The 21,445-nt window shown below is 62.1% G+C and carries 17 protein-coding genes, 4 tRNA genes and 1 pseudogene; 16 read left to right on the top strand and 6 right to left on the bottom strand.

The window, feature by feature from the left end; all coding sequences use genetic code 11:
* The coding region (locus tag AB5Y70_RS15045; protein WP_368176074.1) for a methyl-accepting chemotaxis protein at positions 1 to 1,622 on the bottom strand (1,622 nt) is incomplete at its 3' end.
* A 273-nt stretch (positions 1,623 to 1,895) separates the two neighbouring features.
* Between AB5Y70_RS15045 and AB5Y70_RS15040 the strand changes: the two genes are divergently transcribed.
* From AB5Y70_RS15040 to AB5Y70_RS15030, 3 genes are all read left to right on the top strand, one after another.
* Positions 1,896 to 4,199, top strand: a complete 2,304-nt coding sequence (locus AB5Y70_RS15040; protein WP_049636529.1) for a patatin-like phospholipase family protein — start codon at positions 1,896 to 1,898, stop codon at positions 4,197 to 4,199.
* 229 nt (positions 4,200 to 4,428) lie between these two features.
* A complete protein-coding gene (gene acnB / locus AB5Y70_RS15035) occupies positions 4,429 to 7,026 on the top strand; it encodes a bifunctional aconitate hydratase 2/2-methylisocitrate dehydratase (protein WP_049636528.1) in 2,598 nt (865 codons plus the stop codon).
* Positions 7,027 to 7,257: 231 nt separating this feature from the next.
* Positions 7,258 to 8,829, top strand: coding sequence for a cyclic diguanylate phosphodiesterase (locus AB5Y70_RS15030; RefSeq protein WP_041211776.1), 1,572 nt, complete (start codon positions 7,258 to 7,260; stop codon positions 8,827 to 8,829).
* Here the strand turns inward: AB5Y70_RS15030 and AB5Y70_RS15025 are convergent.
* Positions 8,826 to 9,743, bottom strand: a complete 918-nt coding sequence (locus AB5Y70_RS15025; RefSeq protein WP_045522142.1) for a LysR family transcriptional regulator — start codon at positions 9,741 to 9,743, stop codon at positions 8,826 to 8,828. The genes AB5Y70_RS15030 and AB5Y70_RS15025 overlap by 4 nt on opposite strands.
* Before the next feature lie 76 nt (positions 9,744 to 9,819).
* Between AB5Y70_RS15025 and AB5Y70_RS15020 the strand changes: the two genes are divergently transcribed.
* The 4 genes from AB5Y70_RS15020 to mdtD all read left to right on the top strand — a co-directional run bounded on the left by AB5Y70_RS15020 (position 9,820) and on the right by mdtD (position 14,608).
* Positions 9,820 to 10,437 carry a LysE family transporter gene (locus AB5Y70_RS15020; protein WP_010675804.1) on the top strand — a complete coding sequence of 206 codons (618 nt, stop codon included), beginning with the start codon at positions 9,820 to 9,822 and terminating at the stop codon, positions 10,435 to 10,437.
* Positions 10,438 to 10,552: 115 nt separating this feature from the next.
* On the top strand, positions 10,553 to 11,959 hold the full coding sequence (locus AB5Y70_RS15015) for a D-arabinono-1,4-lactone oxidase (protein ID WP_049636527.1): 1,407 nt from the start codon (positions 10,553 to 10,555) through the stop codon (positions 11,957 to 11,959).
* 71 nt (positions 11,960 to 12,030) lie between these two features.
* Positions 12,031 to 13,158 carry a GTP-binding protein gene (locus tag AB5Y70_RS15010; protein ID WP_029314837.1) on the top strand — a complete coding sequence of 376 codons (1,128 nt, stop codon included), beginning with the start codon at positions 12,031 to 12,033 and terminating at the stop codon, positions 13,156 to 13,158.
* A 22-nt stretch (positions 13,159 to 13,180) separates the two neighbouring features.
* Positions 13,181 to 14,608 carry a multidrug transporter subunit MdtD gene (gene mdtD, locus AB5Y70_RS15005; protein ID WP_223919390.1) on the top strand — a complete coding sequence of 476 codons (1,428 nt, stop codon included), beginning with the start codon at positions 13,181 to 13,183 and terminating at the stop codon, positions 14,606 to 14,608.
* Positions 14,609 to 14,617: 9 nt separating this feature from the next.
* Here the strand turns inward: mdtD and AB5Y70_RS15000 are convergent, their stop codons facing one another.
* The 3 genes from AB5Y70_RS15000 to folB all read right to left on the bottom strand — a co-directional run bounded on the left by AB5Y70_RS15000 (position 14,618) and on the right by folB (position 16,098).
* Positions 14,618 to 15,100 carry a YbaK/EbsC family protein gene (locus tag AB5Y70_RS15000; protein ID WP_042864868.1) on the bottom strand — a complete coding sequence of 161 codons (483 nt, stop codon included), beginning with the start codon at positions 15,098 to 15,100 and terminating at the stop codon, positions 14,618 to 14,620.
* 117 nt (positions 15,101 to 15,217) lie between these two features.
* Positions 15,218 to 15,727 (bottom strand): 2-amino-4-hydroxy-6-hydroxymethyldihydropteridine diphosphokinase, encoded by a 510-nt coding sequence (gene folK / locus AB5Y70_RS14995; protein WP_053288102.1) that lies wholly within the window; start codon positions 15,725 to 15,727, stop codon positions 15,218 to 15,220.
* A complete protein-coding gene (gene folB, locus AB5Y70_RS14990; RefSeq protein ID WP_010675798.1) occupies positions 15,727 to 16,098 on the bottom strand; it encodes a dihydroneopterin aldolase in 372 nt (123 codons plus the stop codon). The genes folK and folB overlap by 1 nt, the downstream gene beginning before the upstream one ends.
* A 171-nt stretch (positions 16,099 to 16,269) precedes the next feature.
* Between folB and plsY the strand changes: the two genes are divergently transcribed.
* The 7 genes and pseudogenes from plsY (at position 16,270) to AB5Y70_RS14955 (ending at position 18,388) form a co-directional block, all read left to right on the top strand.
* Positions 16,270 to 16,932 (top strand): glycerol-3-phosphate 1-O-acyltransferase PlsY, encoded by a 663-nt coding sequence (gene plsY / locus AB5Y70_RS14985; protein WP_053288103.1) that lies wholly within the window; start codon positions 16,270 to 16,272, stop codon positions 16,930 to 16,932.
* A 47-nt stretch (positions 16,933 to 16,979) separates the two neighbouring features.
* Positions 16,980 to 17,055 (top strand) — tRNA-Phe (locus AB5Y70_RS14980).
* A 52-nt stretch (positions 17,056 to 17,107) separates the two neighbouring features.
* Positions 17,108 to 17,183, top strand: a tRNA-Thr gene (locus AB5Y70_RS14975).
* A 3-nt stretch (positions 17,184 to 17,186) separates the two neighbouring features.
* Positions 17,187 to 17,262, top strand: a tRNA-Phe gene (locus tag AB5Y70_RS14970).
* An 8-nt stretch (positions 17,263 to 17,270) separates the two neighbouring features.
* Positions 17,271 to 17,346: transfer RNA gene (locus AB5Y70_RS14965), tRNA-Asn, on the top strand.
* 98 nt (positions 17,347 to 17,444) lie between these two features.
* Positions 17,445 to 17,624, top strand: a pseudogene (locus tag AB5Y70_RS14960) (IS3 family transposase); the annotation flags it as partial.
* Between the two features lie 395 nt (positions 17,625 to 18,019).
* Positions 18,020 to 18,388 (top strand): hypothetical protein, encoded by a 369-nt coding sequence (locus AB5Y70_RS14955; RefSeq protein ID WP_223937767.1) that lies wholly within the window; start codon positions 18,020 to 18,022, stop codon positions 18,386 to 18,388.
* Positions 18,389 to 18,655: 267 nt separating this feature from the next.
* On the opposite strand, the gene AB5Y70_RS14950 is transcribed toward AB5Y70_RS14955, so the two are convergent.
* Positions 18,656 to 19,135 carry a MarR family winged helix-turn-helix transcriptional regulator gene (locus AB5Y70_RS14950; protein WP_010672813.1) on the bottom strand — a complete coding sequence of 160 codons (480 nt, stop codon included), beginning with the start codon at positions 19,133 to 19,135 and terminating at the stop codon, positions 18,656 to 18,658.
* A gap of 163 nt (positions 19,136 to 19,298) precedes the next feature.
* Here AB5Y70_RS14950 and AB5Y70_RS14945 point away from each other — a divergent pair, with 163 nt between their 5' ends.
* Together AB5Y70_RS14945 and AB5Y70_RS14940 are read left to right on the top strand one after the other, a co-directional pair.
* On the top strand, positions 19,299 to 19,826 hold the full coding sequence (locus tag AB5Y70_RS14945; protein WP_010672814.1) for a hypothetical protein: 528 nt from the start codon (positions 19,299 to 19,301) through the stop codon (positions 19,824 to 19,826).
* Between the two features lie 9 nt (positions 19,827 to 19,835).
* Positions 19,836 to 21,434: a BCCT family transporter gene (locus AB5Y70_RS14940; protein ID WP_049636524.1), complete on the top strand. Its 1,599-nt coding sequence runs from the start codon at positions 19,836 to 19,838 to the stop codon at positions 21,432 to 21,434.
* Positions 21,435 to 21,445 lie beyond the last annotated feature (11 nt).

Below are 21,445 nucleotides of genomic sequence, written 5' to 3'. Positions count from 1 at the left end.
GCCATGGCGCTGACGGCGCGGGCGCTCTGCTCCTGGAGGCTGTTGATCATGCCCTGGATCTCGGCGGTGGAGGCGGCGGAGCGGCTGGCGAGGTTGCGCACCTCGTCGGCCACCACGGCGAAGCCACGGCCCTGCTCGCCGGCGCGGGCGGCCTCGATGGCGGCGTTGAGGGCCAGCAGGTTGGTCTGCTCCGAGATGCTGCGGATGGTGTCGAGGATGCTGCCGATGGAGTCGGTCTGGCTCGCCAGGGACTCGATGACCCCGGCGACCTGTTCGATTTCACCGGAGAGGCCGACGATGCCGTGACGGGCCTGGGCGACGACCTGGGCCCCCGCATCGGCCTGCTCGTTGGCCTGCTTGGCGACGTCGGCGGCGAGAGACGCATTGCCGGCGATCTCGCTGACGGTGGCTCCCATCTCGTGGATGGCGGTGGCGACCTGGACGGTGCGATCCCGCTGGGCGGTGCAGTTGTGCTGGGTGAGCTGGGCTTTGGCTGCCACCTCGTTGGCGGTGGCGGCGAGCTGGCGGGAGTTGCTCGCCACCTGTTCGATGGAGCCGTGGATCTTGGCGACAAAGTTGTTGAAGCCGGTCGCCACCTGGGCCAGTTCGTCACGGCCATCGACCTTGAGGCGATGGGTGAGGTCGCCATCACCGCTGCCGAGTTCGCGGAACAGGCGGGCCAGTTCGTTGAGGGGGCGGCTCACGGAGCCCGCCAGGAGAACGCCGAGCAGCCCCATGCCGACGGCGATGGCCAGGCTGACCAGCACCATGTGCAGGCGCGCTCTGTCCAGTTCGGCATAAATTTCGGCCTCCGGCACCTGGGCCACCAGATACCAGTCGAGCAGGGGGATGTAGCTGCTGGCCAGGATCACGGGCTGGCCGTCGACCTCGGCATGGGTGGCGGCAAAGGGCTGCTTGTTGAGCAGGTTGGTGCTGCTGCCGCTGGCCAGCTGGGTCAGGTTGTCCCGATCGATGCGGGCGGCGTCGGGGTGCAGCTTCACCTTGCCGCTGCCGTCTGTCATGAAGACGAAGCCGCTGTCGCCGATACGGAAGTTGGCGAGCATGCTGACCATGCTGTCGAGGGATTTGGCGAGGCCGGCGAGGCCGCGTCCGTCGAGTTGCTGGAAGTTGACGAACAGTTTCACCTCGCCGTTGCTCTCCCGAAAGATGCTGAGCATCAGATCCTGGCGGCTCTTGGTGTAGTCATAGAACCAGTTGTCCTGCTCGTGGTTCAGGATGCGCAGAAAACCGTCCTGGTTGTAGTAGGCGGCACTCTGACGATCGGCGAAGGAGGCGGTGACCAGACCATACTGGCTCGTCATGTCCTTGAGCTGGTTGATGAGGATGGACTCCTGCTCCTTGGGCATGCCGCGCTCGACCCAGTCCAGCACGAAGCGGTCGTTGGCAAGCTGTCTGGCGGCATTGGCGACCGAGGTGAGATCCTTCTCGATCTCCTTGCCGATGCGCTGGGTCAGGTTGGGCAGCTCCTGCTCGAACATGCGGTTCTCGATCAGCTGCTGGGCAGAACGCTGGCTGAAATAGCCCACCAGCAGGCAGGAGAGGGCCACGGCGAGGATGACGGTGGCCAGAATTTTCTGTTTCAGTGTCAGGCTTGCGAACATAAGGGTGACTCGGAAGTGTGAACCAGGGTTGAACTCATAATAGCGGCTGATTTGGTGCGCTCTTGAGGCGGCGGGGGCCTTTATTGTCGATTAACGTTTGCGCTCACACCCGGATTGGGCTGGATTGGCGCCCGATTTTGCCGAGACATCGTCGCAAGCGGGGCGACCCCTCGCCAGCACCCCGGCTTGCGGTTAAAGTGCTTGCACTTATAGTAGGCTGCACCTGACTGGCGGCCTGCCCGCTCGACTCGCACCGGATTTATGGACTCTCATATGCGCATCTTTCATCGGGGATGGACCCACCTGCTCGTGCTCCTGCTGGCGACCCTGCCGTTCATGGCGGCGGCCGGAGCCAATGATCCCGCGCCTTCGGCCAGAAACCCGGGGGCAACCAAGATGGATCGTCCGAGGATCGCCCTGGTACTGAGCGGCGGCGGTGCCAAGGGGTCGGCCCATATCGGGGTGCTCAAGGTGCTGGAGGCAAAGCACATCCCGGTGGACATCATCGTCGGGACCAGCATGGGCTCCTATGTGGCGGGCATGTATGCCATGGGGCTCAGCGCCGAGGAGGTGGAGCGCACGACGCTGGCCATCGACTGGAACAAGGGCTATCAGGACAAGGTGGGGCGCGACGAGCTCTCCCTGCGCAAGAAGCAGCAGACCGAGAAGTACCAGCTGCGCACCGACATCGGGGTCAACGGTGACCAGACCCAGCTGCCGGACGGCTTCTTCCAGGGACAGTCCATGGCCAGCCTGCTGCGCCACGCCACCTCCAACCTGCCGGCGCAAAAGAGCTTCGACAACCTGCCTATCCCCTATCGCGCGGTGGCGACCGACATGGAGACGGTGACCCCCTTCGTGCTGGATCACGGCAGCCTCGCCAAGGCAATGCAGGCCTCCATGTCCATTCCCGGTGCCCTCAAGCCGGTGGAGTGGGACGGCCGCATCCTGGCCGATGGTGGCACGGTCAACAACATGCCGGTGGACGTGGCCAAGGCCATGGGGGCCGACGTGGTGATCGCGGTGGACATCAGCGCCAAGCTGCGTACCCGGGAGTCCCTCAAGTCGGGATTGGCCATGATCGATCAGCTCACCACCTACATGACCCAGGTGGGGACCGAAAAGCAGAAGGCGCTGCTGGGCCCCAGGGACATCCTGCTGACCCCCGAGTTCGGCAACATGGGGATCGCCGACTTCGCCCTGATGCCGGAGGGGATCAAGATCGGGGAGGCGGTCGCCAACAGTGCAGCGGCCCGGCTCGATGCGCTCTCTCTCTCGCCCGCCGCCTACGCCGACTATCGCAACGGCAAGCTGAGCCGGCGCGCCGAGCGCAGCGGCCAGCCCGCCTACTACATCGACAAGGTGGAGATCATCAACAAGTCGCGCCTCTCCGACGACACGGTGCGGGCCATGCTGAACGTGCGTCCGGACAAGGTGCAGACCTACGAGAGCCTGGAGGCGGGGATCCGTCGCCTCTACGCCCTGGAGTCGTTCGATCGCATCACCTACGAGGTGGAGGAGCGGGACGGGGAGAACGTGCTGGTGGTGGACGCCAGCGAGAAGAACTGGGGGCCGGGTTATCTCAACTTCCAGCTCGGTTTCTCTGATGACTTCGAGAGCAGCTCCAACTACAACGTCGGCATGTCCTACACCCTGACCAACGTCAACGACTGGGGAGGCGAGTGGCTGACCGAGGCGTCCCTCGGGACCGCCAAGCACCTCAAGACCGACTTCTACACCCCGCTGGAGCCCTCCCAGACCTACTTCGGAGAGACGAGCCTGGCCTACGACAAGACCCAGCGACGCGTCTTCTTCCCGGAAGAGAGCAGGTCCTCGTCCGGGGTCAGCTATCTGGACTCCGAGTACAGCTTCACCAGCGTGGATCTTGCCGTCGGCTGGAATCGCCAGCCCTGGAGTCGCTTCTCCCTTGGACTGGAGGGCAAGATCGGCAGCGTGGAGATCCAGAACCTCACCAACGCGGATGCCGATGCCTCCGCCTGGGGCCCCTACATCCGCTTCGAGCACGACACCCTCGACAGCCGCTACTTCCCCTATCAGGGGGTCTACTGGGACATCAAGGGGGGCTACTCCTACGTCGATCTCGATCCCGCGGACGCGCCCTCCGAGCAGGCCGAGGGGGTGAATTACCGGCTGGTGATGATCAAGCCCTGGTCCTGGGACAGGCACAGCCTCAACCTGATGCTGGAAGGGGGCGGCTCAAGTTCCCAGGAGACGGTACCGCTGTTCGTGCAGGATCTGGGCGGGCTGTTCCGCATGTCCGGCTTCCAGCATTACCAGTTGAGCGGTCGCTACAGCCTGTTCGGCGGGCTGCGCTACATCTACCGGGTGGCGGACAATGACTTCGGTGCCTTCAAGGCGCCCCTGTTCCTCGGGGGCTCCCTCGAGCAAGGGGGGGTCTGGGACAAGGGAGAGGACATCAGCATCGAATCCTCCTATACCTCGGGTTCCCTCTATATGGGGGTGGAGAGTTTCCTCGGTCCCATCTTCCTCGGCTATGGCGTGGCGGAGGGGGGACACGACATGTTCTATCTGCAATTGGGCACTACGTTCCAATAAGGGCGAAATGCTGCCTTTTTGTTAACTCACCTTGGGTGGGCGGTTTGTCACTCTAAAAAAACCTAATGGGTTTATATGGTTATGCTGGTTTGATGAATAACTGCACAGGGTTTGGATTTTAATTAGTCGTTAAAACTTATATAGTGGGGGGCACCCTACGGGTGTCCCGCAAGGACGATCGCCGCGAGCTTGGGCGAACCCCAAAAAAAAGACCAAAGAGGAATTAGTCGTGCTTGAAACATACCGTAAACACGTCGCAGAACGTGCCGCCGAAGGCGTGGTCGCCAAACCTCTGGACGCAGAGCAGGTCGCCGCCCTGGTTGAGCTGATCAAGAATCCGCCCGCCGGCGAACAGGACTTTCTGAAAGAACTGTTGTCCTCCCGCATTCCCCCGGGTGTTGATGAAGCGGCCTATGTGAAAGCCGGCTTCCTCACCGCCGTCGCCAAGGGCGAGGCCCATTCCCCCATCCTGACTGCCGCCGAAGCCGTCGAGCTGCTCGGTACCATGCAGGGTGGTTACAACATTCAGCCGCTGATCGACCTGCTGGACGATGCGACCCTGGCTCCTCTTGCCGCCAAGGGCCTCTCTCACACCCTGCTGATGTTCGACTCCTTCCACGACGTGGAAGAGAAGGCCAAGGCGGGCAATGCCCACGCCAAGCAGGTGCTGCAATCCTGGGCTGACGCCGAGTGGTTCCTGAACCGCCCGGCCCTGGCCGAGAAGATCACCGTCACCGTGTTCAAGGTGACCGGCGAAACCAACACCGACGATCTGTCGCCGGCGCCGGACGCCTGGTCCCGCCCGGACATTCCGCTGCACGCCCTGGCGATGCTGAAGAACGCCCGTCCCGGCATCACCCCGGACAAGGATGGCGTCATCGGCCCCATCAAGACCATTGATTCCCTGAAAGAGCAGGGCTTCCCGCTGGCTTACGTGGGTGACGTGGTCGGTACCGGCTCTTCCCGTAAATCCGCCACCAACTCCGTGCTCTGGTTCATGGGCGACGACATTCCGTTCGTGCCGAACAAGCGTGCCGGCGGCGTCTGCCTCGGTGGCAAGATTGCCCCCATCTTCTTCAACACCATGGAAGATGCCGGCGCCCTGCCCATCGAAGTGGACGTCTCCAAGCTGGAAATGGGCGATGTCATCGACATCTTCCCCTATGAGGGCAAGATCACCCGCCACGGCACCGACGAGGTGCTGGCCCGGTTCGAACTGAAGACCGAGGTGCTGATCGATGAAGTGCGCGCCGGTGGCCGCATTCCGCTGATCATCGGCCGCGGCCTGACCGACAAGGCCCGCGAAGCGCTGGGTCTGCCGTTCTCCACCGTGTTCCGTCGTCCGCAGCCTGTTGCCGACACCGGCAAGGGCTTCACCCTGGCTCAGAAGATGGTGGGCAAGGCGTGCGGCGTGAAGGGCATTCGCCCGGGCACCTACTGCGAACCCAAGATGACCACGGTCGGCTCCCAGGACACCACGGGCCCCATGACCCGCGACGAGCTCAAAGATCTCGCCTGCCTCGGTTTCTCCGCCGATCTGACCATGCAGTCCTTCTGCCACACCGCGGCCTACCCCAAGCCCATCGACGTACAGACTCACCACACCCTGCCGGACTTCATCATGAACCGCGGCGGTGTGAGCTTGCGTCCGGGTGACGGCGTCATCCACTCCTGGCTGAACCGCATGCTGCTGCCGGATACCGTGGGTACCGGTGGTGACTCCCACACCCGTTTCCCCATCGGGATTTCCTTCCCGGCGGGCTCCGGTCTGGTGGCCTTCGCCGCCGCCACCGGCGTGATGCCGCTGGACATGCCGGAATCCGTGCTGGTGCGCTTCAAGGGCGAGCTGCAACCGGGTATCACCCTGCGTGACCTGGTCCATGCCATCCCCTATGCCGCCATCCAGAAAGGGCTGCTGACCGTCGAGAAAGCGGGCAAGAAGAACATCTTCTCCGGCCGTATCCTCGAGATCGAAGGTCTGCCAACCCTGAAGGTGGAGCAGGCATTCGAGCTGGCGGACGCCAGCGCCGAGCGTTCCGCCGCCGGTTGCACCATCAAGCTGGATAAAGAGCCGATCATCGAGTATCTGAAGTCCAACATCGTGATGCTGAAGTGGATGCTCTCTGAAGGCTACGGCGACGTGCGCACCATCACCCGCCGCATCAAGGGGATGGAAGAGTGGCTGGCCAACCCGGTACTGATGGAAGCGGACAAGGATGCCGAGTACGCCGAAATCATCGAGATCGATCTGGCCACCATCAAGGAGCCGATCCTGTGTGCGCCGAACGATCCGGACGACGCCCGTCTGCTGAGCGACGTGGCAGGTGACAAGATTGACGAGGTGTTCATCGGTTCCTGCATGACCAACATCGGCCACTTCCGCGCCGCTGGCAAACTGCTCGAGAAGTATCAGGGCGAGCTGCCGACCCGCATGTGGATCGCCCCCCCCACCAAGATGGACAAGGATCAGCTGACCGAAGAGGGCTACTACGGCATCTTTGGTCGCGTCGGTGCTCGCATCGAAATACCCGGCTGTTCCCTCTGTATGGGCAACCAGGCGCGCGTGGCGGAAGGGGCCTCCGTGGTCTCCACCTCCACCCGCAACTTCCCGAACCGTCTGGGCAAGGGTGCCAACGTCTATCTGGCTTCTGCGGAGCTGGCCGCGGTTGCCGCCATCATCGGCAAGATCCCGACCGTGGAAGAGTATCTGCAGTACGCCAAGACCCTGGACGCCACTGCGGCCGACACCTACCGCTACCTGAACTTCAACGAGATCGCCTCCTACACCAAGAAGGCCGATGCGGTGATCCTGCAGCAAGCGGTCTGAGACTCGCCGGTCTGACCACTGAAAATAACAATGCCGCGTCTCGACGCGGCATTTTCCATTTCAGGGGGCTGCGCGATAATGACCCGCCATGCCCAGCAACGGCGTCGTCGATTTGCCTGGTACGCGCGTTGCGCTTTCGTTGTCTGGCCATGATGGCCCCACCGCTTCCTGGTGGGCATTTTTATACCGCGGTACCTGCGAAGCGGGCCCGCGCATTGCGGCGTGGTTGCTATGTTTCTGTTCCGGATTGATCTGGCCCGCATGAAGTGGCGCCTTGGTTGTGCCCTGCTGGTGTTGGCCCTGCCCCTGGTGGTGGGAGGGTGGATGGTGCATGACAGCTACGAGCAGGAGCTGAAAAACGATGCCAGTGCGTCAGCCAGCAAGGCCAGAACCTTGCTGGAGCGCATGCTGGATCAGGCCGAGCGGGCCAACCTCGAGGTATTGCCGCTGGCCGGTCGCTCCTGCAGCGACAACCTGTTGCTGCTGCGCAAGCGGGTGGCGCTGGAGCCGTTCCTGCGCTCCATCAATCTGGTGCGACAGGGGATCATCAACTGCACCTCGCTGTTCGGGCCTGCCAGGGAAGTGGATGACGGCTCCCGCTACACGGATCGCAAGTTGCTGCTGATGAGCGGTAACCTGGTGCGCAAGAATCACCCCTTGCTGGTGGTGCGTCAGGAGCGGGGGCGTGATGCGGCACTGAGCGCCATTGACAGCAGCCAGCTCAGTTTCATGCTCACCCTGAGCAGCGATCCCAGCGAGCTGTTCTTGCAGGTGGGGTCCGCCTGGCTCGATGAGTCCGGCCACTTCCAAAGCGATCCGCCGAAACTGCACAGCAAGTTTGCCCTGATACTCGCCTCCCAGCGTTACCCCTTCACCATCCACGCCGGTTATGCCATGCCGATCTACTGGCGTGCCCTGTGGGAGGCTCGCCATCTGCAGCTGATCTGGCTGGGAGCCAGTTCGCTGGTGCTCTCACTGCTGGTGTGGTGGCTGCTTGGGCGGCCGGGGGCCCTGACGGACGAGCTGAGACGCGGGCTGCGAGCCAGGGAGTTTGTCCCCTATCTGCAACCGCTGATCGCCAGCAAGGGCGGCAAGATGGTGGGAGCCGAGGTACTGATGCGCTGGCAACATGCCACCGAGGGGCTGATCCGCCCCGATCTCTTCATCCCCCAGGCGGAAGAGTCTGGCCTGATCGTGCCCATGACGGTCAACCTGATGAAGACGGTGGCCAAGACACTCCACCCGGTACAGGAGCAGTTGCCCGAGGCATTTCACATCAGCTTCAACATCAGTGCCATCCACTGCCGGGACCTCTCCCTGGTGGCGGAGTGCCGCGACTTCCTCGGCCATTTCGTTCCGGGACGGGTGGTGCTGGTGCTGGAGCTCACGGAGCGGGAGCTGCTGGTGACCAGCCCGCAGACCCTCTCCCTGTTTCGCCAGCTCGACGAGATGGGGGTGCAGCTCGCCATCGATGACTTTGGCACCGGCCACTCCAGCCTCATCTATCTGCAGCAATTCCACGTGGACTATCTCAAGATCGACCGCTCCTTTATCGGCCGTATCGGGACGGAGTCCCTCTCCGAGCACATCGTGGACAACGTCATCGACCTTGGGGGACGGCTGGGGTTGTCCCTGGTGGCCGAAGGGGTAGAGACGGAGCAGCAGGCCGCCTATCTGAGAGGCAAGGGGGTCCAGTATCTGCAGGGATACCTGTTTGCCCGCCCCATGCCGATACGCCAGTTCTGCCGGGAGCTGACGGCGGGAGAGATACAGGTCGCCGCCGGGCGCACCGCCCAGGGCTAGGCCGCGCCCACCAGGCTGTGCAGCCAGTTCACCAGGATGTCGTGGGGGCTGCCGGGTTCGGGAGGGGCGGGGGCGAGCAGGTGATAGCCGGTGCCGTCGGGGACGAAGCCGAGCGGTGCCACCAGCAGGCCGGCCTCGATATCGTCGCACACCTGGCGGTAGGGGCCGATGGCGACTCCCAGCCCGGCGACTGCCGCCTGCAGGCTGAAATAGAAGTGCTCGAAGGTCTGACCCGGCACCTCCTCGTCGGCGGACATGCCTGCGTGCTGCTGCCACTCCAACCAGGCGCCCGGACGGGTCTTGGTGTGCAGACGGGGGGCCGTTGGCCTGAGGGCCTGCACATCCCCCCTGGATTCAAAAAAGTGCGCCACCTTGCCCGGCGGGCAAACAGGGCCGGTCCGCTCCTCGAACAGCAACTGGTTGTAGAGCTCGGCAGGCCAGTGAAAGTCGTTGCGCCGGATGGCGAGATCGATGCCGCTGCCAAAGCTGAGGGCGCCGCCGCCCGCCATCAGGTGTACGTCCAGCTCCGGGTGCAGGGCCTGGAAGGCGGGCCAGCGCGGGATCAGCCAGCGCATCAGGAGGGTGGGTTCGCAGGAGAGCACCAGTGATTGAGGGCGGCTCTGCTGGCGCAGGGCCTGCGCTGTCTGGCGGATGCTGCCCAGCCCCTCTCTGACCGCCTGATAGAACCGTTCACCCGCGTCGGTCAGAAAGACCCGGCGCTGGCGCCGCTCGAACAGCATGACCCCCAGATCCTCCTCGAGCAGTCGTACCGCCCGGCTGATGGCGCCATGGGTGAGGTGCAGTTCGTCGGCGGCGCGGCCGAAATGCTCGGTGCGGGCAGCCACCTCGAAACAGCGCAGGGCGGTGAGGGAGGGAAGCGAGAGGTCTTTTTGTGAGTTTTTTTCACCATTCATGTCAGAAATCATCGTTCGTTATTGGTGTTGTTGGCAAATAAAATAGCCGATATCCCCTCTAATCAGGACTATTTTCATGACCGAACTGTTAGCCGTTGTCGCCATTACTCTCTTTGCCGTCATCAGCCCCGGGCCCGACTTTGCCATGGTGTCGCGTAACAGCCTGCTGCTCTCGCGCCGCACCGGCGTGCTGACGGCGATCGGCATCGCGGCCGGGGTCTGCGTGCACGTGGCCTACACCCTGCTGGGGGTGGGCCTGCTGATCCAGCAATCCCTCTGGCTGTTCAACCTCATCAAGCTGGCAGGGGCCGCCTATCTCATCTTCCTCGGCATCAAGATGCTGCGGGCCAAACCGGCTGCCGATGAAGAGAGCATCTGCCAGCCTGCCCTCTCCAGCCTGGGTGCGCTGCGCACCGGATTTCTGACCAATGTGCTCAATCCCAAGACCACCATCTTCATCGTCAGCCTCTTCATGCAGGTGGTGCAGCCGCAGACGCCGCTGGCGGTCCAGATCGGCTATGGCGCCTTCATCGCGCTGGCGCACGCCCTCTGGTTTGGTGCGGTGGCGCTCTTCTTCTCCACCCCTGCGGTGCGGGACCGACTGCTGGCGGTACGCCACTGGATCGATCGGGTGTTCGGGGGCCTGCTGGTGGGATTCGGCATGTTGCTGGCATTGACCCAGCAGACGCGCTGAGGCGGGGAGGGGGGCTCCTCCTATCCACCCCCGACTGTAGGGTCTTGTTTTTCATGCCTTGGCAGCCACTTTTCGGTAGAATTGGCGCTCATTTTGAAGTCAGATGAGGCGCGGTATGACGGTCAGGTTCCAGGCATTTCACAGCATCAAGGCGATTGGCAATCGGGAGGTGCTGTTCAACTGGTCCAGAACCAACCCCCTCGGCGCCCTTGATCAGGTGTGGCGCCCGACGACCCGTGACGAGCTGCAGCAACTGCTGCGGGAATACCCCGAGCGCAAGCTGCGGCTCATCGGCTCCGGCCTCTCTTTCGAACCCATCCACAGCGTTTACGCCGAAGGCAGCCAGGCGCTGCTGGTGGACCTGCACCACCTGCGCGGCCAGCTGGACAAGACTGCCGATACGGTGACCTACCTGGCGGGGACGCCGCTTGATACCGTCTATGCCGACCTCATCGCCATGGATCGCATGCTGCCGGCGTCCCCCGGCGTCATCGGCATCCAGACCCTGGGCGGTGCGCTCAGCACCGGTACCCATGGGCAGGGACTGCACCAGTCCGCCCTGTGCGATGCGGTGGCTGCCCTGACCGTGATGCTGGCGAGCGGCGACATCATCCGTGTGGATCGCACCGATCCGCGCTTCGGCGCCTTCGTGATGGGCATGGGGATGCTCGGCATCCTGCTGGATGTGACCCTCAACACCGTGCCCAACCGCATCATGCGCTGCACCAAGTTCACCACCGACTACCCCTTCCTGCTGGAACACAACGAGCGCCTCAACCGGGAGCACGCCTTCGTGAAGAGCTGGTGGTTCGCCTGGACCGGCGAGAGCCACATCTGGCTGGTGGATCCCGCCTCCGATGACGAGGTGGCCCGCTACCGGGCCGGGGGCAGCGAGCCGCTGCTGCTGGAGGGGGACGCCGACAGCGCCATGAACGCCGCCCTCAATACCACCATAGACGCGACCCTGCAGAAGATGGCCAGAGACACCAAGGACGAGGCCAGGGCAGGCGAGCACTTCGAGACGGTACGCCGCTTCAAGGACGCCTCGGATCTGGTGGGCAACGTCTACCAGATCCTCTGCAAGGGGATCCCGGCGCCCCAGATCAACTGCGAGGTGGCCGTGCCCCTCGAACGCATGGGGGAGGCCCTTGCAATCCTGCAGGCATGGCAGGAGGCGAACCCCGGCGTGCTGCACTACCCCTTCATCCTGCGCTGCACCGGTCCCTCCGTGGCCTGGCTCAGTGCCGCCCATGACAAGTCGGTGTGCTGGATAGGTTTTCTGGTCTATCTGGCGGCAGACGGGACCTTCGTCGGGGGCTCCATGGAGCAGATGCGCGAGTTGCAGCAACTGCTGGTGCCCCTCGGCGGTATTCCCCATTTCGGCAAGCACCTGGCGATGGACCTCTACGACTTCCCGGCCCTGTTGCCGCGCTGGCACGACTTCCTGGCCCTGAAGCGGGAGCTTGACCCCCATGGCCGTTTCGAAAACCGCTGGCTCGGCGACCTGTTCGCCAACCGGTAAGGATCTGACATGACCGATATGCAAGACACTCGCTTACTCATCCTCCTGCCGATCAGAGGGGGGGCAACCCGATGACAGACATGCAAGACACCCGCATCCCCGTGACCCTGCTGACCGGTTTTCTCGGCAGCGGCAAGACCACCTTGCTCAACCACTGGGTCAAGCAGCCCGAGCTCGGGGAGTGCGCCGTGCTCATCAACGAGTTCGGCTCCGTGGGGCTGGATCACCATCTGGTACAGCAGGTGGACGAGCAGGTGGTGCTGCTCGATTCCGGCTGCATCTGCTGCTCGGTGCAGGGCTCCCTGGTGGAGGCGCTGCAGGGGCTTTTCATGAAGGCCATCCAGCGCAAAATCAAACCCTTCAAACGGCTGATCATCGAAACCACTGGTCTGGCCGATCCGGCCCCCGTGCTGTTCACGTTGAGGGAAGAGGGCTTTATCGCCCAGCGCTACCGCTTCGACGGCACCGTCACCGTGGTGGATGCCGGTCATATCGAGCAGCAGCTGGCCGCTCAATATGAGGCGGTCAAACAGGTGGCGCTGGCGGATCTGCTGGTGGTGAGCAAGGGCGATCTGGTGGATGAAGAGACCCTTGCGAGGGTGGAAGCCCAACTGGCGGCCCTCAATCCGGCAGCCCCCATCCAGCGGGTCAGCAATGGGGTGCTCTCGCCCGCGGTGCTGGAGAAGCTCGGCGCCTACAACGAGGCGGCGGGGCGCGACGTGCGCCAGTTGCTGGCCTGGCTGCGTACCGAATCCCCGAAACAGGGGCTGGCTTCGCCCATGCAGCCGAAGATGACGCCGTTTGCCGCCAAGGTGGGGACGGCCGCGCCCACCCGCTTCGAGCACGGCAATATCGAAAGTTTCTCCCTGCGCATCGGCGAGCCGCTCAAGCCTTCCCGCCTGCTGGCCGCCATCGATGCGGTGCAGGCGCAATACGGCGATGCCCTGCTGCGTCTCAAGGGGATATTGCAACTGGAGGGGGAGAGCCAGCCCGTGGTGATCCACGGCGTGCACGGCCAGCTCTATCCGTTGCAGGCGCTGGGGGAGTGGCCCGAAGGCAAGGCCCAGTCCCGGCTGGTGTTCATCGTGAAGAGCCAGGACAGGGTAGGCATAGAGCAGTTGTTCCTCTCGACCCTCAAGGCTCCCGAACCCAGCCTGGAAGAGCACCTCAAGGCCATGCTCGGCCAGCCGGATGCCTGATATGCTGATATGACCCGCGCTCGTGCGGGTCTTTTCTTATGTGATGAGGAGAGACAGAACCATGCCTGACAGCTCCCCGATGGTGACGCCCGCCCAGCGCAAATGGCTGCCCTGGCTGACGGCGGTCGGTTTTTTCATGCAGACCCTGGATGGCACCATCCTCAACACTGCCCTGCCCAGCATGGCCGAGGCCCTGGGCGAGAGTCCGCTGCAGATGCAGTCCGTCATCATCGCCTACATGCTGACGGTGGCCCTGCTCATTCCCGCCTCCGGCTGGTTGGCGGACAGATTCGGCACCCGCCGGGTCTATCTGGTCGCCATCCTGCTGTTTACCCTGGGTTCCCTGGCCTGTGCCATCGCCAACACCCTGCCCATGCTGGTGATCGCCCGGGTGTTGCAAGGGGTCGGGGGGGCCTTGCTGATGCCCATCGGGCGTCTGGCGGTGCTGCGGGTCTACAGCAAGCATGAGCTGCTGAGGGTGATGTCGTTCGTCACCATCCCCGGTCTGCTCGGCCCCCTCATCGGCCCGGCCCTGGGGGGCTGGCTGGTGGAGGTGGCGAGCTGGCACTGGGTCTTCCTCATCAACCTGCCGGTGGGCTTGCTCGGCTTCGTGGCGAGCTGGCACTTCATGCCCGACCTTCGCCAGCACACCGCCAGGTTTGACTGGCAGGGGTTTGTGCTGTTCAGTGTCGGCATGGTGCTGGTATCCGTCGGTCTGCAAGGCCTGGGGGAGCACAGCATCTCAACCGGCTGGGCCCTGTTTGCGGTATTGTTCGGTCTGGCCGCCATGGCGAGCTACTGGCTCTATGCCGCCACGGCGGAGCAGCCCCTGTTCAGTCTGGCGCTGTTCAAGACGTCCACCTTCGCCATCGGTATCTGGGGCAATCTGTTTGCCCGCCTCGGCAGCGGCGCCATGCCGTTTCTCACCCCGCTCTTCCTGCAACTGGGGCTCGGCTTCTCCCCGAGCAAGGCGGGGATGACCATGATCCCCACGGTGATCGGCGCCATGCTGACCAAGACGCTGGTGAACAAGCTCATTCCGCGCATCGGTTATCGCCGCATCCTGATCGGCAACACCCTGGCGCTCGGGGCCATGATCGCGAGCTTCTATTTCATCGACAACCAGGTGCCCCACGGCGTACTGCTGGTGTGGCTGGCGGTCTTTGGCGCCATCAACTCCCTGCAATTTTCCGCCATGAACACCCTGACCCTGCAGGATCTCAGCAGCGAGCACGCCAGCAGCGGCAACGGTCTGCTGTCGGTGGTGATGCAGCTCTCCATGAGCCTGGGGGTGGCCATCGCCGCCAGCCTGCTGGGACTCTTCTCCATCGGCCAGCCCGAGGAGAGTGGCCGCTGGCTGGAGGGGTTCCACCTTACCTATCTGTGCATCGGCCTGATGTCCATGCTGGCGGCGCTGATCTTCGCCCAGCTGGCGCGGGAAAAGCGCTGAGTCCCAGGCTCAGGGGGCGGGCAGGTAGCTCACGTCGCAGGGCAATCGGGCCAGCAGTCCGGCCAGGTGGGTGGTCTCCAGCAGGAAAGTCTGCTCGGGGTGGCCCGGCGTCCAGGTAAAGGCATGGTGATTCATGAGCACGGGATCCACCAGCAGGGGGATGTCGGCGCGTGGCAGGAAGGGGCAGACGGCTCCCGGCAGGCAGCCAATCTCGGTCTGCATCTCGTCGGCGGTGCAGATGGAGGGTTTGGCACCGAGCGCCGCCTTGACCGCCTTGCTGTCGAGCCGGCCGTCCCTGTGGGTCAGCAGCAGGGCGAAGCGACCATCCTTGAATTTGAGGAAAAGGGTCTTGCTGAACTCGGCCTGCCAGCCGAGGCGAGCCTTGACCCGCTCGTCGGTGGCGTAATCGAGGATGGGTTCGTGCTCGAAGCGCTGGTGGGGCAGGTCGGTGAGCAACTGACGGTTGAAGTCGTGAATGGCATCGAGTGGCATGGGGTTCTCCTGTGATGGCGGTCATCCTGCCACTTGCACCGGCGCAGGCCCAATCACCGTTTCTTATCCGTCATCAGCGGAGTCATCAACAAGGGCACCCGAGGGTGCCCTTGTTGTTCAGTGATGCTGCAATTCGCCCGCTTTCCAGTGGAAGGGAATGGGGTCAAGGCGCTGGGAGGCTTTGTCGTAACCTGCCCACAGCTCACCGATGGTGCGACCATCGATGGGGTGGCGGAATGTGGGAGCCAGCTCCGCCAGCGGCCAGAGCACGAAGGCGTTGGTGAGGATCTCGCCGCGCGGCAGCACCAGCGGCGTCTCGCAGACCAGCTCGCCGTAGAGCAGCAGATCGAGATCCAGGGTGCGGGGGGCGAACTTCTTGGCATCCGGCTCGCGGCCGTGAGCGAACTCCATGGCGCGCAGCCGCTGGCACAGGGTCGACAGGGGCAGCTCGGTATCGGCACCCACCACCAGGTTGTAGAAGGGGCGGCCGTTGAAGCCCACTGCCTCGCTCTCGAATACCCGGGAGACCTGCAACTCGCCGAATTCGGCGTGCAGGGCATCGAGGCCGGCGCGGATATGGCGTTCCCGATCGATGTTGGATCCCAGACTGATATAGATGCGGGTCATCAGTTGGCGCTCGCAGCCGGCGTGCGATGGCGCAGGATCTCGACCCCGACGCCTGCCGCATTGGGCACGGCACCCGGTTTGGTCAGGGTCACCTTGACCCACTGTACCCGCTCGTCTTCCAGCACCAGGGCGGCGACCTGCTCGGCCATGGTCTCGACCAGCTCCACTATCTTGCCCTGGGCGTGATCACAGATCTTGCGAGAGAGGGTGGCGTAATCCAGCGCCAGATTGATATCGTCGGTTGCGGCGGCTGGGCGATTGTCAAACCCCATCTCGAGGTCGAAACAGAGCTTCTGGCGAATGCCCTTCTCCCACTCATATACCCCTATGGTGGTCAAAACCTCGAGTCCGCGAATAAACACCTTGTCCATGACAGTACTTCTTCTTTACTCTTGATGGGCTGTGAAAACAGCGCAGGGATGCAGGCCCGGCAAGCAGATTGCCGCTGGCGGCCGGTTTGGGCGACACGCTTTCGGGCAAGCCCGGGCCTGGGAATGTGGCCCGCATCATACCCCATTCATATCGTGGTAAAAACGACCAAGATGACGGCCCTGACGATTTTGATGATTATTCTGGCCTATCTGGGCGGCTCGCTGTCCAGTGCCGTGCTGGTTTCCCGCATCACGGGTCTGCCGGATCCCCGTGACCATGGTTCCCACAACCCGGGGGCGACCAATGTGTTGCGCCTCGGCGGCCGGATGGCGGCGCTGATCGTACTGCTTCTCGACGTGCTCAAGGGGATGGCCCCCGTCTACCTCGCCTGGTATCTGCAGATCAAGCCCGTCTACCTCGGCTTTATCGGGGTGGCCGCCTGTCTGGGCCACATGTACCCCCTCTTCTTCCACTTCCGTGGCGGCAAGGGCGTCGCCACCGCCCTCGGTACCATGCTGCCCATCGGCTTTGCCATGGGCGGCGCCGTCATCACCACCTGGCTGCTGGTGCTGCTGGTGAGCGGCTATTCGTCACTGGCGTCCATCGTGACCGTGTTGCTGACCCCGCTCTTTACCTATCTGCTCAAACCGGAATACACGTTGCCGGTCTCTCTGCTCTCCTGTCTCATCCTGATCCGTCATCACGAGAACATTACCCGCCTGCTCAAGGGGGAGGAGTCCCGCCTCTGGGGGCGCCGGGGAGCGGTCCCGCCAACAGAAGTGATGAAAATGGATGATGCTGCGCAAAAAAGAGACGAACGAGACGAAAAGTGAAATTTCCCGTTGACCACCTGCCCTAAAATCCGTTTAATAGCGCCCACGCCCAGATAGCTCAGTCGGTAGAGCAGGGGATTGAAAATCCCCGTGTCGGCGGTTCGATTCCGTCTCTGGGCACCATATTTTGGTGCCATGAAATAAAAACGTGTTCATGCACAATGGTTTGAAGTGTGCCGGCTTAGCTCAGTAGGTAGAGCAACTGACTTGTAATCAGTAGGTCACCAGTTCGATTCCGGTAGCCGGCACCATTTGCCCAGATAGCTCAGTCGGTAGAGCAGGGGATTGAAAATCCCCGTGTCGGCGGTTCGATTCCGTCTCTGGGCACCACGAATAATTCCTCCTTAGCTCAGTCGGTAGAGCGACGGACTGTTAATCCGCAGGTCGCTGGTTCGAGCCCAGCAGGAGGAGCCAATTAAAAAGCCCAGCAGCAATGCTGGGCTTTTTCTTTTCCCATTGTCCCCGTCCTGAATATGGCTTATACCTTCTTCCCCGAATAGATGGAGATCTCGATGGGACAAGGTGTGAAACGCACACAGCGCGATTACTCACTGAGGTTTAAATTGTCCCTGGTCGAGCAGATTGAAAAAGGTGAACTCACCTACCAGTAGACACAATTCCAATATGGCATTCAGGGCAATTCGACCATTCTGGTATGGTTGCATAAGCATGGTCTGCAGGGTTGGAGCCAGGGAGCATCGATTAGAGCTGGCAGGATCACATCATGCCTGATCCCGGCAACCAAATGTCTGAACAGCGTATCAAGGAGCTCGAGTAGCTGGCGCTGATGAGCCTGGAGGCTCAGTTCTTTGAAGGCGCCTCAATCGTAAAAAACGACCTGGTAAGCTCTCTCGCAGCGGTATGTCGAAAAGCTGACCATCTTCAGTGCTTGCTGGTTCCTCGGAATAAACCGTTAGGCTGACTACAATCGCAATCGGGTCGCCGACCTGCGTCATGCACAAGGGCAGCAGGTAGTGAGCTTTGTGCGCAAAGTTCACTACGGGTGGGCATCCACAAGTAGCATTATCTGCTGCAGGGCCAAGACGATGCTGGGCTGACGGTCTGGTGGGACAGACTGTTTAGGATATTGGCCGAGCACCGTCTGTTGGTGCAGCCCAAACGGGCCTATCACAAGACGCTCCACAGTTTTCAGCGTTTCTATCGCCATCCCAACTTGCTCAAACCCGGCCCGGTGAAAATCACTGCGGTGGCGCCAGGGCAGGTCTTGGTTGCCGACATCACTTACCTGCCGGCAAAGAGCGGGCCACTCTACCTGAGCCTGGTGACGGATGCCTTCTCGCGTAAGATAGCGGGGCATCACGTGCACGAAGGGATGCATGCTGAGTTGGTTGTGATGGCGCAGAGCACTGAAGCAACGGCGTGGCAGCGGGGAGTTTATCCATCACTCGGACGGCAGGGTGCAGTATTGCTCAGGCTTGAATCAGACGCTGTATGAACGGTACGGAGTACAGTACTCGATGACTGATGGGTATGACTGTTATCAGAATGCGCTGGCAGAGCGGGTGAACGGGATACTGAAAGGAGAGTTGCTGTAGCAAAGCCCGTAGGACCTGGTGTAGACGAGGAAGATGGTGCATAAGGTGGTGGGTAGTTATAACCTAGAATGATCGCATTAGGCCTCGCAATGCAGAATCCCCGATGCGGTACATCGGGTTCTGAGTGCCAGAAGTTAACTGAAAACATGTAAACGGACTTCAGGATTTCAGGCCCGCTCTTCGGTCAGGGGGCTGACACTCAGCACGGGGGCGGCATCGATGCCGTCGGCATTCATCATGGCGGAGATGCGTTGCAGGGATGAGAGCAACAACCCTTGCTCCCAGTTCTCCAGCGCCTGAAAACGTTGAATGAAACTCTCCTGCAAGGGGGTCGGAGCCTGGGCAAGCAGGGCGCGTCCCGCGTCAGTGAGCGTTGCATGCACCTTGCGTTTGTCGGTTTCGCTGCGAATGCGCTGTACCAGCTGGCGGCTCTCCAGCCGGTCCATGATGGTGGTGGCGGTGGCCTGGCTCATGTTGGTGTGATCCGCCAACTGGCGCATGGAGATCTGGCCAAGCTCGTCGATGCCCTTGAGCAGCAGGAGTTGAGGCGAGGTCAGGCCGGCCTCCTTGATCAAGCGCTTGGAGTGCATGTCGATGGCACGGATGATCTGGCGCAGGGCGATCAGCACTTCATCATGTTTTTCCATGGGGTCTGGGTCATCGCAGGGCTGTGGAGAGGCGCGAAATTCTCCGCCTAATCCATAACAAGGTCAATATGGTTTTTGATGTAATGGTTTTAGCTCTAATGAATATTGTGTTAGGTTATCGGACAATTGCCCCATTCCAACCCGATATTTGAGGAGTGAAATCATGCATGACGACCTGGATATCAAGTCCCTGGTTGCCGACCTGCGTGTGGTCAGAGTTCGCTATGAACTGCCGGACACCGCAGCATTTGTGCGTTATCAACCTGCCTATGACGAGGACCCCAACAACCTCAAGGTACACCACTACGATGGTGAGCTGCCGCTCTCTTGCAGCAACACAGGTTCTTTCAGTCTAAAGGAGTTGGTCAATGAGCTGCGCTATGCCTATGTGCTGGTTCACCTCTTCCCCGACGAGAGTGCCATGAACTTTTATCTGGCGGGTCTGGACAATGGGCTGGCACAGCTGGAGTTCATCGGTGGCTCCTATGACTTCAACCGCCTCTGGATCACCAGCGGTGTCTCCAATCTGGGGGTGCCCATGGCTATCTTCCTCGGCAAACGCCACGCAGTGAACGGCCAGCCGTCGGTGACCCTGGTGGATCACCGTGAGCAGGTGGCAGGTCGTCTGGCCTATCGCGCCATCGGCGGTGCCGGCGATCACGTGGGTGAAGACTTTTTCAACAACGACTAAGGAGGCCCGATGCGAGCAACCAAAGGGCTTTTGAAAGGCCTCAATCCCACCATGGCCATGACGGCCCTGACCGTCGTGACCCTCTTCCTGCTGTTCGGCGTCTTTGATCCGGATACCGCAGGCACCTGGTTTACCGGGGCCAAGGACACCATCATTGCTGGCTTCAAGTGGTATTACATCCTGGTGGTCGCCCTGTTCCTGTTCTTCGCCGTCTACCTGATGTTCAGCCGCTTTGGCAGCATCCGGCTGGGCGACGACGACCAGGTACCGGAGTTTGGCTACTTTGCCTGGTTTTCCATGCTGTTCAGCGCAGGCATGGGCATAGGCCTGGTGTTCTGGAGTATCGCCGAGCCCATGTATCACCTGCAGGGCAACCCCTTCATCACCGAAGGTATGACGCCGGAAGCGGCCCAGATCGCCATGCGCCTCACCTTCTTCCACTGGGGTCTGCACCCCTGGGCCATCTATGTGATCGTCGGCCTGTCGCTGGCCTTCTTCAGCTACCGGCGCAAGTTGCCGCTGGCCATCCGCTCCGTGCTCTACCCCATTCTTGGCGATCGCATCTACGGCTTCTGGGGCCATGCCGCCGACGTGCTGGCGGTGTTCGGTACCGTGTTCGGGGTGGCGACCTCCCTTGGGCTGGGCGTCTCCCAGATGAACACCGGCCTCAACCAGATGTTCGGCATGGGCGTGTCACAAGCGAACCAGCTCTGGCTCATCGGTGGCATCAGCCTGATTGCCACCCTGTCGGCCATCTCCGGCGTCGGGCGCGGGGTGAAGATCCTCTCCGAACTCAATATCTGGTTGAGCGTGTTCGTGCTGGGCCTCTTCCTGGTGCTGGGGCCGACCACCTACATCCTCAACGCCTATGTGCAGAACATCGGTGATTACCTGCAGAACATCGTCAAGCTGAGCTTCTGGACCAATACCGAAGCCAACGGTACCTCGGCCTGGCAGTCTAGCTGGACCGCATTTTACTGGGGCTGGTGGATCGCGTGGGCACCCTTTGTCGGCATGTTCATCGCCCGCATCTCCAAGGGCCGCACGATTCGTGAATTCGTGCTCGGTGTTCTGCTGGTGCCCTCCCTGCTCGGCATGTTCTGGCTCACCGTGTTCGGCGGGACTGCCATGAACCTGGAGCTGTTCGGTGGCGGCGGCGTGGTGGAAGCGGTCAATCAGGATGTCACCATGGCGCTCTACAAGACGGTGGAACTGCTGCACTGGGAGACCTTCGGCTGGATTGCCAAGGGGGTGCTGACCCTGCTTATCTGCACCTACTTCATCACCTCCAGCGACTCGGGCACGCTCGTGATTACGACGCTGCTCTCCATCGGCGACCAGGATCCCCCCGTGCTGCACCGTGCCATCTGGGGACTGGGGCAGGGGCTGGTCGCGGCCATTCTGCTGGTCTCCGGCGGGCTTGCCGCCCTGCAGGCCGCCAGCATCATCGCCGCGCTGCCCTTCTCGGTCATCATGCTGGCCATGTGCTACTCCCTGATGCAGGGGCTCAAACAGGAGAGCCAGCACCAGTTCGAATACAGGCAGAAGCTCAAGCGCCATCCGGGGTCGGTCAATCTGAGCCTGATGGATCGCATCGGTCCGGGCTGATGACAGGTTCG

This window comes from Aeromonas sp. s1(2024) (assembly GCF_040908005.1).
GTDB classification, from domain to species: domain Bacteria; phylum Pseudomonadota; class Gammaproteobacteria; order Enterobacterales; family Aeromonadaceae; genus Aeromonas; species Aeromonas caviae.
Note: the sequence above shows the minus strand (reverse complement) of the source record. Positions and strands in the feature narration are given on the sequence as shown.